At 71.9% G+C, this 15,217-nt stretch carries 9 protein-coding genes; 4 read left to right on the top strand and 5 right to left on the bottom strand.

All coding sequences use genetic code 11. From position 1 onward, the window contains the following. Nucleotides 1-45 precede the first annotated feature (45 nt). Entirely contained in the window at nt 46-3,174 is a 3,129-nt protein-coding gene (locus tag QT381_RS04205; RefSeq protein WP_289247481.1) for a GH92 family glycosyl hydrolase, read from the bottom strand. 226 nt (nt 3,175-3,400) lie between these two features. Between QT381_RS04205 and QT381_RS04210 the strand changes: the two genes are divergently transcribed. Then, the gene (locus tag QT381_RS04210; protein WP_289247482.1) at nt 3,401-4,108 is read left to right on the top strand and encodes a GDSL-type esterase/lipase family protein; all 708 of its coding nucleotides are present in this window, start codon (nt 3,401-3,403) and stop codon (nt 4,106-4,108) included. 73 nt (nt 4,109-4,181) lie between these two features. On the opposite strand, the gene QT381_RS04215 is transcribed toward QT381_RS04210, so the two are convergent. Further along, nucleotides 4,182-6,296 (bottom strand): glucosidase family protein, encoded by a 2,115-nt coding sequence (locus QT381_RS04215; protein WP_289247483.1) that lies wholly within the window; start codon nt 6,294-6,296, stop codon nt 4,182-4,184. A gap of 75 nt (nt 6,297-6,371) precedes the next feature. On the opposite strand from QT381_RS04215, the gene QT381_RS15740 reads away from it, so the two are divergent. Next, nucleotides 6,372-7,613, top strand: a complete 1,242-nt coding sequence (locus QT381_RS15740; protein ID WP_353889753.1) for a putative protein N(5)-glutamine methyltransferase — start codon at nt 6,372-6,374, stop codon at nt 7,611-7,613. Between the two features lie 97 nt (nt 7,614-7,710). Next, nucleotides 7,711-8,622, top strand: coding sequence for a methylisocitrate lyase (prpB, locus tag QT381_RS04230; RefSeq protein WP_289247484.1), 912 nt, complete (start codon nt 7,711-7,713; stop codon nt 8,620-8,622). A gap of 13 nt (nt 8,623-8,635) precedes the next feature. Here prpB and QT381_RS04235 read toward each other — a convergent pair whose 3' ends face one another. Together QT381_RS04235 and yczR are read right to left on the bottom strand one after the other, a co-directional pair. Further along, on the bottom strand, nt 8,636-11,872 hold the full coding sequence (locus tag QT381_RS04235) for an efflux RND transporter permease subunit (RefSeq protein WP_289247485.1): 3,237 nt from the start codon (nt 11,870-11,872) through the stop codon (nt 8,636-8,638). A 254-nt stretch (nt 11,873-12,126) separates the two neighbouring features. Continuing rightward, entirely contained in the window at nt 12,127-13,545 is a 1,419-nt protein-coding gene (yczR, locus tag QT381_RS04240; protein WP_289247486.1) for a MocR-like transcription factor YczR, read from the bottom strand. Between the two features lie 62 nt (nt 13,546-13,607). Between yczR and yczE the strand changes: the two genes are divergently transcribed. Beyond that, nucleotides 13,608-14,246, top strand: coding sequence for a membrane protein YczE (gene yczE / locus QT381_RS04245; protein ID WP_289247487.1), 639 nt, complete (start codon nt 13,608-13,610; stop codon nt 14,244-14,246). A gap of 139 nt (nt 14,247-14,385) precedes the next feature. Here yczE and QT381_RS04250 read toward each other — a convergent pair whose 3' ends face one another. Continuing rightward, entirely contained in the window at nt 14,386-15,162 is a 777-nt protein-coding gene (locus QT381_RS04250; RefSeq protein WP_289247488.1) for a MerR family transcriptional regulator, read from the bottom strand. Nucleotides 15,163-15,217: the final 55 nt, after the last annotated feature.

Here is a 15,217-nt window from a genome sequence, read left to right on the forward strand (position 1 = left end):
GCTGTCAAGCCACGACTGCCCCGGATTTACAGGCAAACAACGTTGTCACGAAGCCTCCGCAGCTCGAGCTTCCTCGGCCAGGAGCTCGAGCTGTCGAAGTTCGCCATCCGCCTCCCACACGAAGACGTAGCGCTCGAAGCCCGCGCTCGCCGGCAGCTCGAACGCGCGCGTCTGCGACGCCCATCGGAACGTCTCTGCGGAACGGCGATCGAGCAGCTCCTCGCGGTCCGCGTTTCGCCCGAACACGCTCCAGGCCCGCGGCGCTCCGGCCGGGTCCGCCCCGCAGGTGACGGTGTAGAGCACCGGCCGCCGGCCGTTGCTCGACCACTCGAACCAGTCACCGCGTCGCGTTGAGACATCCGCGACCCCGGCATCGTCGGACAGCGCGACGAGCGGCTCGCGGGAGCTCCTCACCTTCGCCCGGGGCGCGTCCCATGCCGGCCCGAGGTCGCGAAGCAGCCGATCGTCCCACGGGTCTGGCGCATCGAACGAGCCCCGGCCGAAGGCGCTCGGCTCGGGGCCGAGCGTGATCTCGATGGCGCATCCCGACGCCACGAGTCGGTGGGGCACTCGCAGGCTCGTCCACTCGGCGCCGTCGATCCGGACCGATTGGATGTAGTCGTTCCCGGGCGCGTTGTCTTTCGCCTCGACGACGAGGGTGCCGCCATCCACCTCGATGCTGATGCGATCGTGGAGCGGTGCCGTCAAGACGAACTCGGGCACGCCGACGCGGAGCGGGTAGAGGCCGAGCGACGCGAAGAAGTGCCACATGCTCATCTCGCCGTTGTCCTCGTCACCCGGATACCCCTGGCCGTTGTCGCTGCCGAGGAACAGGCGTCTCGCCGCCTGCCGGGTGATCGACTGGGTCTTGTGCGGCGCATCCGTGAACGCGTACATGAACGGGATGTGGTGCGCGGGTTGGTTGGACAGCCCGAACATGCCCATCCGGATGTCCCGCGCTTCGACCATCTCGTGGATGGTCTCCGGGTACCACCCGGGCCGATCGGCGCGCTCGGGCGTCGCGAAGAAGGCGTCGAGCTTGCGCTCCAGTCCCGCCTTGCCGCCGTACAGCTCGGCGAGGCGCGGGTCGTGCGGCGCGGTGAACGCCATCCCCCACGCGTTCGTCTCCGTGTAGTCGCCGCCCCACTCGGCAGGGTCGAACGCGGCGCCGCCCGTGAACGCGCCCGTCGCGTCCCTCCCCCGGAAGAACCCGGTGCGGGCATCGAAGAGCAGGCGGTAGTTCTGCGCCCGCGACCCGAAGTACCGCGCATTGGCTCGCAGCTCTCCCGCGCGCGGATGCTCGTCGCCCCACAGCGCGAGCAGGTGCTCCGAGAACCGCGCGATGCCGAAGTCGTTGATCGCGCCCTCGAGCGTCCAGGACAGGCCCTCGTCGATGTCGTTGGCGACGAAGCCCCGGAAGCGTCCCGAGTCGATACCCTTGCGGCCGTTCGCCGGGTCCGCTGACGGGGTGGTCGCGTTGCGCAGCATCGTGTCGTAGACGGTGCGGAGGTCCGACACCCCGACGCCCCGGATCACGGAGTCGGCGAAGACGATGTCGGAACTCGTCCCGACCATGGAGTCCGAGGCGCCCGGCGCGGACCATCGCGGAACCCAGCCGGTGCGGTCCGCATGGGCGACGAACCCGTCGAGGAGCTCTTTCGCCCTGCCCGGCGCCAGGAGCGCGTAGGCCGGCCACGCCGTGCGATAGGTGTCCCAGAAGCCGTTGTTCACGGTCAGCCCGCCCGGGACGACGGTTCCGCTGTGGCCGAGGAAGTCCGCGAACCCCGGCGCCCCCGCCGCGTCGAGCTCGTGGGCCTCGTTCGGGTACAGGTAGAGCCGGTACAGATTGGAGTACAGCGTCGCGAGCTGGTCGTCGGAAGCACCCGCAACGGTCACTCGCCCGAGCAACGCCTCCCAGACCTCGCGTGCGCGCGCGGCGAGCTCGTCGACCGTCGCTGCGCCGATCTCGCGGTCGAGCGTCTCGCGGGCGCGCGCCGGCGAGACGAACGAGGTCGCGATGCGCGCCGTGAAGGTCCCGCCCGGGAACGACAAGCCGTCCCCGCCCACCTCGAAGGGCTCGTCGAACCGGATCGCGAAATGCACGGCGGGCGCGTCGCGCCCGAGCGTCTCGCGGACCTCCGACGTGCCGAGGAGCGTGTCGTCGACGATGTGCGTCACGCGCACGGCGCCGGTGGGGTGCCCGACGGACAGTGTGACACCGCTCTCGAACGATCCGGTGACGATCCCCCCGGAGCGCGAGGGCGCGAGACGCACGGCGAACCCGTCTCCGCTCACCCGGTAGTCGTGCGGACGTGCGATCTCGTCGTCATGGTCGAAAGACGGCGACTGGTCGAGGGACGACGACCACGTGAGCTGTATCGCGCCCCAATCGCGCATCCAGGGGCTCGCGATGTGCGACACCGTCACGCCGTCGAGCCGGGGACGGCCATCGGGGCCGTTGTGCCCCTGGTAGGAGTAGGGCTGTTCGGTACGCCGGCGGTCGGTCATCGGCACCAGGAATGCGAAGGCGTTGGGGAGCGCGGTGGCCGGAGCGGTCAGACCCCGGGAGTACTCGCGCGAGCTGTTGGTGCCGCGCGTTGTCACGACGCGATCGCTCACGTGGTCCGACGCGGCCGTGCGGCGCACGATGCGGGGCCCATCGATCCACCCTCGGGCGTCATGCCCGTGAGCGGCGAACACGAGCTCCGCCGCCACGACCGTGCGTCCCGCGACCGCGTCGAGCGGGATCCGCTTCCGCGTCCACTGGTCGACCGAGACGGTCCGCGACGCACCCTGCGCCTCCGCATCGACGTCGACACCGTGCTGATCGCGCAGCTGCTCGGAACCGCTCCCGTCGTCGAACCGCAATCGCACCGCCACCCCGGTCGCCGCGTAGCCGCCGTCGTGCCACGAGTCGCCGAGCGGGGCAGTCGCGTCGAACATGGCGAAGACGTCGTACTCGAGCACATCGCCGGTCGCGACCCGATGCGGCGCCTGGAACGGGATCGGGGCGCGAAGCTCCTCCGTGCCGTCCGGGCGTCCGTCGAACCTGATGCACCGCCCCGACCGGGACCCCATGCCGCCGCGTCCGCTCGGCACGACGTCCGGGCCGGCGTCCTCGACGAGGACGAAACGCGTCGCGCGCTCCGCCCGCGTCCGATGAGTCGTGTTCACAGTGTGTAGCCCCCTCGCTGGCACCGATTCGCCGACGGCCGCGCGCCCCTCGGCGGGGACGGGGGTGAAACAACGTTGTTCACGCGGGTCGAAACAACGTTATTCTACACTCCAGCCGCCGCATCCGGGGCGTGCCAGGCCTCATCCTTCAGCGCGTCCGTCGGGCGAAGCCGCCCAGCAATCGACGGCAGCGCTCCGTCACCCTCATCCCCGAAAGGAGCCCGCAATGAGCTCACAAACCGAGTCTCCTCGACCCCAGCAGCGAGCGGCGCCCGTCGCCCACGACGACCCTTCCGCGCCGGGCAGCACAGCGAACCGGGGGAGCACCCTCGTCTTCGCCGGCGACTCGATCACCGATGCGGGCCGCGACCGCGCCATCCGCCTGTCGCTGGGTGACGGATACGTGAAGCTCATCGCGGACGCGCTCCACGGCCGCGGCCTCACGGTCGTCAATCAGGGCGTCTCAGGCGACCGCGCCGTGGATCTGGAGCGCCGGTGGCGCGACGTGCTCGCGGCGGACCCCGACGTGCTCACCGTGTACATCGGCGTCAACGACATGTGGCGCCGCTTCGACGCCGGCGACGCCACCTCTGCCGCGGAGTTCCAGAACACGACCGCGGGACTGCTCGAGGCGGCCGTCGCGACGGGGGTCGAGCACATCATCCTCATCGAGCCGTTCTTCCTTCCGGTGCGGGAGGAGCAGGTCGCGTGGCTCGACGACCTCGACCCGAAACGGGAGGCGATCGAGAGCCTGGCGGCGCGATTCGGCGCGTCGCACGTCGCGCTGCAGGAGCGCATGACGGCGGCCGCTGCCGAGCACGGGATCGCCGCCATCGCGCCGGATGGGGTGCATCCCGCGCCGCGGGGATCGGCACTCATCGCCGATGCCTGGCTCACGGCCTACAGCGAGATCGAGGAGCCCGCGAGAGGCTGACGGCCGCGCCGCGCCGCCCGCGTTCATCGGGTTCGGGACGAGTCATCCCGAACCCGATGGAACGCGGCCCCCTCTAGGGGGCGACGACCGAGACCGGCTCTCCGGCCCGAGCGCTGAAGGTGACCACGCCGTCCTCGCTCGCCACGACCTCGGCGCCGGCCGCGCGGTACCTCACGAGCGGCCCCATGTCGTGCAGCACGAAGGTCCGCACGCCGGCTCCCGGGACCTGGATCACCATTCCGCCCTCCGCTCGTTCCAGCAGGATGCGGCCGGTGCTGTAGCGGAGCGGCCCGGTGCGCATCGGCCGGACGACCACCGTCTCGAGACCGATGTCGAGGCCGAACAGCCCCTCCCGGATCAGCATGTCGATGGTCGCGGGATACTCGTGGTAGTACGGCGCCCGGACCTGCCGGCCCTCCGCGTCGTAGCGCTCCGTCATCCAGACCGTCCGCAGCAGGTCGGCGCGCACCGCCTCGAACATCGAGACGAACTGCTCGCGCGCACCCATTCGCTGCCGCGCTCGCAGATCCGCCCACCACAGCCTCGCCATCGCGCAGGATGAGTCTCCCGTGTTGCCGAGGTAGCAGTCCTCGGCCCGGTACGGCCGCAGGCTCACCCAGGTGCCCCGGCCGCCCGGATGGGTGAGTGCGTGCGCATCGAGCGCGGCCGTGATCACCGCGCTCCGGGCGTCGTCAGCGATCCCGAAGGCGACGGCGAGCAGGTTGTCGGTGTCATGCCGGTCGAACACGGTGGCGCCGTCCGTGCCGAGCGCCGTGACGTAGTGGTCCTTGCCGTCCCACAGCGCCTCGAGCCCGACGCGGATGCGACCGACGATCGCACGGATGCCCGCGGCACGCGCGTCGTCGCCCCGCAGCACAGCGGCCTGCGCGACGCGCTCGAGCACGTGCACCGCCATGGCGTTGGTGTCGAACGTGTATCCCTCCCGCCGGAAGACATCGATCCACAGCGGGCCGGTCGACCTCAGGAGGTTGCGCTCCCGATCGAATCGAGCGATCAGCCAATCCGTCGCCAGCGACACCGCGCCCCACGCGCTGTCGAGCCAGAGGGCGTCACCGGTGGCCGCGACGTAGTCGAGCGCTGCGAGAGTCCAGAAGAGATTCGGCCCCGGCTGGGGTGCACCGGAGATCGCCACGTATTCGGCGCGCTCGCCCTTGAAGTGGTGGGGCACCAGTCCGTCCGACGTGATGCCCGACATCGCCCGCTCGAGCACCGCCCGCGCCTGGCCCTCGGCGTACGGGTCCCCCGAGTAGCTCAGCGCCTTGACGACGCTCCACGAGTCCGGATCGAAGAACGTGTGCTTGCTCCCGTACGAGCGTTTCGGATGCGCGATCGTGGGGTACGAGCTGCCCGCGACGAGGTACGTTCCGAGCACGCCCAGCGACGAGCCGTAGAGCGCGGTCTGGTGCGCGACATCATCCGCCTCCCGGTCGAACATCCCGCTTCGCGCGTTGCCCGGGAACGGCCGGCTGTTGGCGTGCAGCGTGAAGCTCGCGCTGACCCGTTCGCCCGCTCCGATCCGCCCCGCGTCCTCGACGGTCACGGTGTCGACCCACTGGTCTTCGACATCCAGCTCACCCGACGGGATCAGCCGCAGCCCGACCGCCCCGGAGCTCCCGAAGAGCACGCTCTGACGCACCGGTCCGATGTCGCTCACGGCGAGCGACCCCTGGTGCTGGTCCATCGTGTAGAACGTCTCGAGCGGGCTCATCGAGATGAACTGCGCGTCGACCTCACGGGTGTTCTGCACCACTCCCCGCTCGAATAGACCCGCGAAGAACCACTGGGCCCCCGCAATCTCCACCAGGGGCACGAGCGCTTCCTGCGACCTCGACAGCGCGAAGACCGTCTCGATTCGGATCCCCGTCGCGACGCTCTCGGCCCGCCAGCTGATCTCGGCCTCGAAGCGGCCTCCGCCGGGCACCCAGCGGGCACGCATCTCGAATCGCGTGTCCGTGTGCTCGACGATCTCTCCGCGCACCTCGTCGCGTGCCGCGCTCGTGAGAGTTCCGTCATGATTGACGAGTGCCCAGCGCACTCCGCCTTCGGCGAGCAGCTCCGGCCCGAGCGGGCGGGTCTCATCCGTGCGACCTCGAAACCGCGAGAGCGTCGCGGCGTCGACATCGAAACCTGCCTCGAAGGCGTGGCCGGACACAATCTCAAGCGTCATTCGTTCGGGTCTCCGTGAACATCGTCGGGCACGACCCGGACGGGCCAAGCACTACGGTAGGGGTCTGAAACAACGTTGTCTAGCCAGGAGTCGGACCGCCCGCGAAAGCGGGATCCCGAGAGGATCGCCGCGCTGCTGCGCGCGAGCGGGAGCGTGTTCGCCGAGGACGAGGCGGACCTGCTGCTCGCGGAGTTCGACGACGACGACGACCTCGAGCGCGGCATCGAGCGCCGGCGCGCGGGCGAGCCGCTCGAGCACGTCGTCGGCTGGGCGGAGTTCCACGGGCGGCGCATCCCGGTCGGGCCGGGCGTGTTCGTGCCGCGGCGGCGCAGCGAGTTCCTCGTCGATCGCGCACTGCGCGTGCTGCGCCCCGGCGACACGGCCGTCGAGCTGTGCTGCGGCGCGGCGGCGTTCGCCGTCGTGCTCGCCGACGCCGGTGCGGACGTCTGGGCCGTCGACATCGATCCGCGGGCGACCGCGTGGGCGGCGCGCAGCATCCGTGTCGATCGCGTGCTCACCGGCGACCTGTACGAGCCGCTGCCGTCCCTGCTGCGCGGCGCGGTCGACCTCATCGTCGTCAACGCGCCCTACGTGCCGACGGATGCGATCGCGACGATGCCGTCGGACGCGCGGGACTTCGAGCCGCTCGTCGCGCTCGACGGCGGGGCAGACGGGCTCGATCTGCACCGCCGCATCGCGGCCGGGGCGCCGGGCTGGCTGCGGCCCGGCGGGCGGCTGCTCATCGAGGCGGGCGAGCGGCAGGCGCCGGTATCGGCCCGCGCCCTCACCGCGGCGGGGCTGACCGCGCGGGTCGTGCGCGACGACGAGGCCGACGCCACGGTCGTCGAGGCGCGGATGCCGGCGGTCGCGATCGCGCCCGGACGTCCCGGCGACGAGGGGGTCCGCGCCCTCATCGCCGCGGCGGACGCGCTCGGCCTCGCGCTCTACGGCCCGGCCGGGTACTTCGCGCTGCCGATCGAGCGCATCGCCGACGAGCGCACGATGTTCCTCGTGGCGCGCGATCCGGACGGCCGCGCCGTCGGGACGGCCGCGCTCGTCGACCACGGCGACGGCACCGGCGAGCTGAAGCGGATGTTCGTCGCCGAGAGCGCCCGCGGGCTCGGCGCCGGCTCCGCCCTGCTCGCGGCGGTCGAGCGCGCGGCGAGGGAGTGCGGCATCCGTTCGCTCGTGCTCGAGACCGGACCGGCGCAGCCCGAGGCGATCGCGCTCTACGAGTCCGCGGGGTTCGCGCACGTGCCACTGTTCGGCCCCTACGTCGGCTCGACCGACAGCGTCTGCATGGCGAAGGACCTCTAGCGCGCGGGCCGCGCCGGCCGGCTCTGTAATGCTGTAGGCAGCAACGAATGCTGTAGGCAGCAACGCCGTAGGCAGCACCGGGAAGGACCGACCAGCCATGCTGCACGCCTCGAAGACCGCCGCCCAGAAGCGGGTCGACTTCCGCGCCGCCCTCGCCTCGGGCGAGCTGCTGCGGATGCCCGGCGCGTTCAACCCGCTGAGCGCCATGCTCATCGAGAAGCGCGGCTTCGAAGGCGTCTACGTCTCGGGCGCCGTGCTCTCGGCCGAGCTGGGACTGCCCGACATCGGCCTCACGACGCTCACCGAGGTCGCGCAGCGCGCCGGGCAGATCGCCCGCGTCACGAGCCTGCCCGCGCTCGTCGACGCGGACACCGGCTTCGGCGAGCCCATGAACGTCGCCCGCACGGTGCAGGTGCTCGAGGATGCCGGCGTCGCCGGCCTGCACCTCGAGGACCAGGTCAACCCGAAGCGCTGCGGACACCTCGACGGCAAGGAGGTCGTCGACGAGGCCACCGCGATCAAGCGCATCCGCGCGGCGGTGTCCGCACGGCGCGACGAGAACTTCCTCATCATGGCGCGCACCGACATCCGCGGGGTCGCGGGGCTTCCCGCCGCGATCGACCGCGCGAGGGCGCTCGTCGACGCGGGCGCCGACGCGATCTTCCCCGAGGCGATGGCGACGCTCGAGGAGTTCGCGGCCGTGCGGGCCGCGGTGGACGTGCCGATCCTCGCCAACGTCACCGAGTTCGGCAAGTCCGAGCTGTTCACGCACGCTCAGCTGGCCGATGTCGGCGTGAACCTGGTCATCCACCCCGTGTCCCTGCTGCGGCTCGCGATGGGCGCGGCGGACCGCGCGCTCAGCGCGCTCGCCGCGGCGGGCACCCTCGAGCCGCAGCTGCCCGAGATGCAGACCCGCGCCGAGCTCTACGAACTCGTCGACTACGCCGGCTACGACGCGTTCGACGGCGGCATCTACACGTTCGACCTCGCGAACAACCGCGGGGCCTGAACCGCGGGACCGCCTACTCCGAACCGGCCGCGGCGGCCCTCGCGCGGCGCGCCCGCCGCGCATCCCGACGCTCGCGTCGTCCGAAGACGGCCCAGTACAGCGTCGGCAGCACGATGAGCGTCAGCACCGTCGACGACACCAGGCCGCCGATGACGACGAGCGCGAGCGGCTGCGAGATGAAGCCGCCGTGACCCGTGATGCCGGTCGCCGAGGGCACGAGCGCGAAGATCGTCGCGAGCGCCGTCATCAGGATGGGGCGCAGGCGTCGCGCGGCGCCGTGCACGATCGCGTCGCGCACGCCCGAGCCGCGCGACCGGTACTGGTTCACGAGGTCGATGAGCACGATCGCGTTCGTCACGACGATGCCGACGAGCATGATGACGCCGATGATGCTCGGCACGCCGAGCGGCGTCGACGTGACGACCTGCAGCAGGATCGCGCCCGTCGCCGCGAACGGCACCGACACGAGCAGGAGCAGCGGCTGCAGCAGGCTCTTGAACGTCGCGACCATGATCACGTAGACGATGAGGATCGACGCGAGCAGCGCGAGCCCGAGCTGCAGGAACGCGTCCGACTGGTCGCTCGTGACGCCGCCGATCTCGGCCGAGGCGCTGTCGGGCAGGTCGACCGCGTCGACCGCCTTCGTCACCGCAGCGGATGCCGCCCCCACGTCGTCGCCGTTCGGGGTCACCGTGACGGTGGAGGTGCGCACGCCCTTCTCGGTCGTGATGCTCGCGGGCGTCTGCTCGACGGAGACGTCAGCGATCGTCGACAGCTTCACGGGGCCGTCCGCGGTCGGGACCTCGAACGCCTTCAGGTCTGCCTGCGTTGTCGGCCGCGCCGAATCGTTCAGGTAGATCGAGAGCGTCGTGTCGTCGACCTCCACGCTGCCGACCGAGCTCGGGTTCATCGCGGCGGTCACGATCCGGCCGACCTGCAGCTCGCTGAGCCCCTTCGCGGCGGCCTTCGCGCGGTCGACCGCGACCCGCAGGTACGGCTGCGTGGTCGCGAGGTCGCTCGTCGCCTGCGCCGTCACGTCGAGGCCCTTGACGGCGTCGAGCACGGCGTCCGAGGCGGTCGTCAGGTCGGCGGCGGTCGCCGCGCGCACCGTGATCGCGATGTCCGACGACGTGAAGCCGCCGCCCCCGCCGCTGCCGATCGTCACGTCGCCGACGTCGTCGAGGCCGTCGATCGCGGTGCGCACGCGATCCTGCACGGCCTCCTGGTCGGCATCCGCGTCGGTCGTGATCGAGAACGTGGCTCCGCCGCTCGAGCCGAACGACGCGAACGAGCCGCCGCTCGTCGAGCCGAGCGAGAGCTGCACGATGTCGACGCCCTTCACGTCGAGCAGGGCGTGCTCGACCGTCGTCGCCGCGGCGTCCTGCACGTCGAGGCTCGTGCCCGCGGGCAGCTCCTGCGAGACGGTGAGGGTGTTCTGGCCGCTCGAGCCGAGGAAGTTCGTCTTCAGGCTCGGCACGAGGCCGAGCGTGCCGACGAGCACGAGGATCGCCGCGACGATCACGAGCGCGGGGAATCGCAGCGTCCAGCGGATGACGGGCAGGTAGACCCGCTGGAGCGCGTTCGGGCGGTCCAGCTCGTCGATCGCGGCATCCGCCCCGGTCGCGGTGGCCGGGGCGAGCCGGGCGGCGTGCGCGTGCTCGGCGATCTCGCGCTTCGACGCCCGCGTGCCGAGGAACCAGTACGCGAGCACCGGCACGATCGTCAGCGCGACGAAGAGGGATGCGGCGAGCGCGATCGTCACCGTCAGCGCGAACGGGCGGAACAGCTCGCCGACCTCGGACCCGACGAGCGCGAGCGGCAGGAACACCGCGACCGTGGTCAGGGTGGAGGCGGTCACGGCTCCCGCGACCTCGCGCACGGCGGCGCGGATCGAGACGATCTTCGCCGCCTTCGGGTCCGCGTCGAACGCGCCGGCGAGCCGGTCGGCCGTGATGTGCCGCTTGATGTTCTCGATGACGACGATCGAGTCGTCGACGACGCGGCCGATCGCGATCGTGAGCGCGCCGAGCGTGAGGATGTTGAGCGTGTAGCCCGTCGCCCACATGCCGATGAACGTGATGAGCACGCTCACCGGGATCGACACCGCCGTCACGAGCGTCGAGCGGATCGAGAGCAGGAACACGAGGATGACGATGACCGCGAAGACGAGGCCGAGCACGCCCTCCTGGGCGAGCGACTCGATCGACTGCTCGATGTAGGGCGCCTGGTCGAACACGACCGTGAAGGTCGTGCCGCCGCCGACCGCCTTCTGCAGGTCGGGCAGCGCGTCGGTGACCTCGCGCGAGATGTCGACCGTGTTGCCCGCGGCCGCCTTCGAGACGGAGATCGTCACGCTCGGCTCGCCGTTGACCCGCGAGATGCCCGTCACGGGGTCGTCGACGATCTTCACGGACGCGACGTCCCCGATCGTGTGCACGTCGGCATCCGGCACCTGGGCGGTCGTCGACGTGCCGCCGGGGATGAGCGACGGCACCGACTGCGCGGTCGTCGCGCCGAGCACCGGGAGCTTCTCGATGTCCTGCACCGAGTGCAGCTGCACGCCCGCCTGCACCGTGAGCGTCTGGCCGTGCTCGGTGATCTCGCCCGAGGGCAGCAGCACGCCGTTGGCGGACAGCGCATCCGTGATCGCCTGGTTCGTGAGGCCGAGGCGGGCGAGCTCGTCGGCGTCGGGCGTGATCTGCACGCGCTGACCCGTGGCGCCGATGAGGCTCGCGTCGCTCACGCCGCCGAGGTCGCGCAGGTCGGGCAGCGTGGACGACTCGATGCGGTCGGCGAGCTCGGTCGGGTCGAGATCGCTCGTCACGGCGATCTGCACGGCCGGCAGGTCGGCGAAGCTGAACGTCAGCACCTGCGGGTCGACGTCGTCGGGCAGGCGGTTGGCGATGCGGTTGATCGCCGACTGCACCTTCTGCTCGGCGGTCGCGAGGTTCGTGCCGTACTCGAACGACGCGGTCACGGTCGACGTGTTCGTGCTCGACGTCGCGGTCGTCGACTCGAGCCCGTCGACGTTCTGGATCGCCGACTCGATCGGCGTCGACACGTCGTGCTCGACGACGTCGGGGCTCGCGCCCGGGTAGCTCGTGGCGACGAAGAGCTGCGGCAGCGAGATCGACGGGAACAGCTCCTGCTTGAGCGTCGTGATCGAGATGCCGCCGAACAGGGCGGCGCAGATCGTGATGAGCGCGATGAGCGAGCGGTTACGCAGGCTGAACACGGAGAGCAGGTGCACGGAATCTCCCGGGTGCGTGAGCACGGATGCTGTGGGCAGGGCGGCACGGCATCGTGCGCCGTTCAGTCTTCCGCACCCGGACTACTCCCCGGGGATGAATCCGCCCCCCTCCTCTCGCCCCCGCCACAACGGATTTCACGGAGATTCGTCGCCGGCACTGCGTGGAGCCCGCTGGTCGTGGGGTCAACCACGCGGATCTCCGTGAAATCCGTTGTGCGGCCGGGGGCGTCCCGGGGGCGGGGGGGGCGGCGGGGTCAGACGACCTCGGCGAGGAAGCTCGGGTCGGCGAAGGTGTCGGGCACGAGCGTGACCCAGGCGTCGCGCAGGGCGGCGACCGCGGCATCCGTCTCCTGCGCGCTGTAGCTGATCGGCAGGCGCAGGAAGCGCTCGAACGCGCCGTCGACGCCGAAGCGCGGGCCTGCGGCGAGCAGCAGCCCGCGAGTGCGCGCGGCGAGCACGAGCTGGGAGCTCACGGGCGCGCCGAGGTTGATCCACGCGGTGAGGCCGCCCTGCACGCGCGGCACCCTCCACTCCGGGATCGCGTCGGCGAGCGCCCGCTCGAGGTGATCGCGCCCGGCGCGCAGCTGCTCGCGGCGCACCGCGATGATGTCGTCGTAGCGCTCGAGCAGGTCCGCGACGACGAGCTGCTCGAGGATCGGCGTGCCGAGATCGCTCGTGCTGCGCGCCCGCACGAGCCGCTGGATGACGCTGCGCTCGGCGCGGATCCAGCCGATGCGGATGCCGCCCCACAGCGTCTTGCCGACGCTGCCGATCGTGATCGCGAGCTTCGCGGGGTCGAACGCCGCGAACGGCGCCACGTCGGGTGCGTCGATGGCGAGCTCGGCCATCGTCTCGTCGGCGACGAGCACGGTGCCCTGCCGGGCCGCGAGGGTGAGCGTGCGCTCACGCAGCTCCGGGCTCATCGACCGGCCGGTCGGGTTGTGGAAGTCGGGCATCAGGTAGCCGAGCGTCGGGCTCACTCCGCGCAGCACCTGATCGAGCACGTCCTCATCCCAGCCGGCGTCGGCGCTCACGGGCACGGTGGCGACGCGGGCGCCCGCAGCGCGCAGCGCGTCGATGGCGTGCGGGTAGCTCGGCGCCTCGATGAGCGCGCGGTCCCCGCGGGACAGCAGCGTGCGGGTGACGAGGCCGATCGCGCTCTGGGCGCCGACCGTGACCATGACCTGGTCGGCATCCGTCGGCAGCCCGCGCCGGGTGTAGCGCTCGGCGATCGCGGAGCGCAACTCGGGCAGGCCGACGGGGTCGAACCCGGAATCGCCGAGGTGCGCGGGCAGCCGATCGGCCGCCCGGCGCACCGCGTCGGCGATGTCGGGGATCGCGGGCAGCGCCGCCTTGCTGAAGTCGAGGTAGCCGGGCCGGTGCGCGTCGAGGTTCACGGGCGCGCGGCCGGGCAGGCGGGCGACGCTGCCCGATCCGCGCACGCTGTCGAGATAGCCCGCCTCGCGCAGGTGGGCGTAGGCCGCCGTGATCGTCGTGCGGCTCACCCGTAGCGCCTCGGCGAGCTCGCGCTCGGCGGGCAGGCGGCTCGCGATCGGCACGCGGCCGTCGAGCACGAGCAGGCGGATGCGGTCGGCGAGCGCCGCGTAGGCGGGTCCGGTCGTGCGCCAGTCGTCGAGCAGGAGCCGGAGCGCGCGGGCCGAGATCGCCGTCATGCGAGCCAGAGTAGCGGCATTGGCCTCTTTCGCAAGAGCCAATATCTCTATTGGATATCTGCATGCTCGCGCGCCGCCTCACCCAGCTCCTCGTCGGGCTGTTCGTCTACGGCATCGCGATCGCCATGATGGTGCGCGCCGAGATCGGCGTGGAGCCGTGGGACGTGCTGACCCTCGGCATCGACCGGCACAGCGGGTGGGGCTTCGGTCTGCTCACGAACCTCATCGGGCTCACGGTGCTGCTGCTCTGGATCCCGCTGCGCCAGCGTCCCGGGGTCGGCACGGTGCTCAACATCCTGCTCGTCGGGCCGAGCGCCGAGGTCGGGCTCTGGCTCATCCCGCACCCGCCGCTGTGGTGGCAGCAGTGGCTGCTGTTCGCGGGCGGCATGGTCGTGCTGGCCATCGCATCCGGTCTCTACATCGGCGCCCGGCTGGGCCCGGGCCCGCGCGACGGCCTGATGACCGGCGTCGTGGCGCGCACCGGCTGGCCGATCTGGATCGTGCGCACGGCGATCGAGGCGAGCGTGCTGCTCGGCGGCTGGCTGCTCGGCGGCAACGTCGGCCTCGGCACGATCGCCGTGGTGCTCGGCATCGGACCGCTCGTGGGGTTCACCATCCCGCGGATGCGGATCCCGGAGCGACCGCGCCGCGGACCGGATGACGACGGCGGCACCGCGCCCGTTCCGTCGCCCGCCGCGTGACGCGCCCCGGGGCGGCGGGGTCGGCGCGCTCGACGGGATGGCCCCCGGGGGCGGCACCGGGCGAGCGCGGGGCGCGGGGCAGACCGGGCGGGCGGGGCGGCGCAGGGCCGGGCGGGCGGCGCAGGGCCGGGCGGGCCGCTCAGCCGACGGCGCGCGCGACATACGCGGCGAGGGCGTCGCGCACGAAGGCCGCACCGGCCTCGCCCCCGTAGTTCGCCGCGAAGCGCGGGTCCGCGACGTACAACTCGCCGAGACCGAGCAGGTAGCCGTCGGTCGGGCCGTCCGGGTACCCCGGTGTGCCGGGGATGCCGGCGAGCCACTCGGCGTGACGCGCGGCGAGGGCGAGCGCCTCGTCGCCGGCGGGGTCGACGCCGCGGGTCGCGGCATCCGTCCAATCCGCGGCGAGCGCGGCCTGCGCCGCCCGCCAGTCGCGCTGCCCGGCCTCGCCGAGCCCGCGCCACCAGGTGTCGCCCGAGGCGTACGCGTCGCGGCCCCAGCGCCTCTCGACCTCCTCCCGGTGCTCGGTGTGGTCGAATCCGTCGAACATCTGCTCCGCCATGAGCGGGCTCCCTCCTCTCCGTGAACGGATGGTGGCCTCGACGCTCGAGATCCGCCGGTCGAGCCGACCGCGCTCCGCGCGCAGCACCTCGACGTGCGCAATGAGCGCCGCAGTGTGGTCGCGCCGGCCGGCGAGCACGTCGGCGATCGTCGGCAGTCCGAGGCCCAGGTCGCGCAGCAGCAGGATGCGCTGCAGCGCAGCGAGCGCCTCGGCGTCGTAGTAGCGGTGTCCGTTCGCCGCGACGCGTGTGGGCCTCAGCAGGCCGATCGCGTCGTAGTGCCGGAGCGTGCGCGTGGTCGTGCCGGCGAGGCGCGCGACGTCGGCGATCGAGCGGTCGGCGGCATCCGTTCTGTCCATGGCGACGACGGTAGGCGTTGACGCAGCGTCAACGTCAACGTCAAGCGGGGTCGGG

The sequence above is a fragment of the Galbitalea sp. SE-J8 genome (assembly GCF_030345695.1).
GTDB lineage: Bacteria > Actinomycetota > Actinomycetes > Actinomycetales > Microbacteriaceae > JAUASV01.

Bases quoted from the DNA above. Each gene is read 5' to 3' on its own strand.
- QT381_RS04210 (WP_289247482.1), top strand. From the start codon at position 3,401: ATGAGCTCACAAACCGAGTCTCCTCGACCCCAGCAGCGAGCGGCGCCC.
- QT381_RS04250 (WP_289247488.1), bottom strand. From the start codon at position 15,162: ATGGACAGAACGGATGCCGCCGACCGCTCGATCGCCGACGTCGCGCGC.
- prpB (WP_289247484.1), top strand. From the start codon at position 7,711: ATGCTGCACGCCTCGAAGACCGCCGCCCAGAAGCGGGTCGACTTCCGC.
- yczE (WP_289247487.1), top strand. From the start codon at position 13,608: ATGCTCGCGCGCCGCCTCACCCAGCTCCTCGTCGGGCTGTTCGTCTAC.
- QT381_RS04215 (WP_289247483.1), bottom strand. From the start codon at position 6,296: ATGACGCTTGAGATTGTGTCCGGCCACGCCTTCGAGGCAGGTTTCGAT.
- yczR (WP_289247486.1), bottom strand. From the start codon at position 13,545: ATGACGGCGATCTCGGCCCGCGCGCTCCGGCTCCTGCTCGACGACTGG.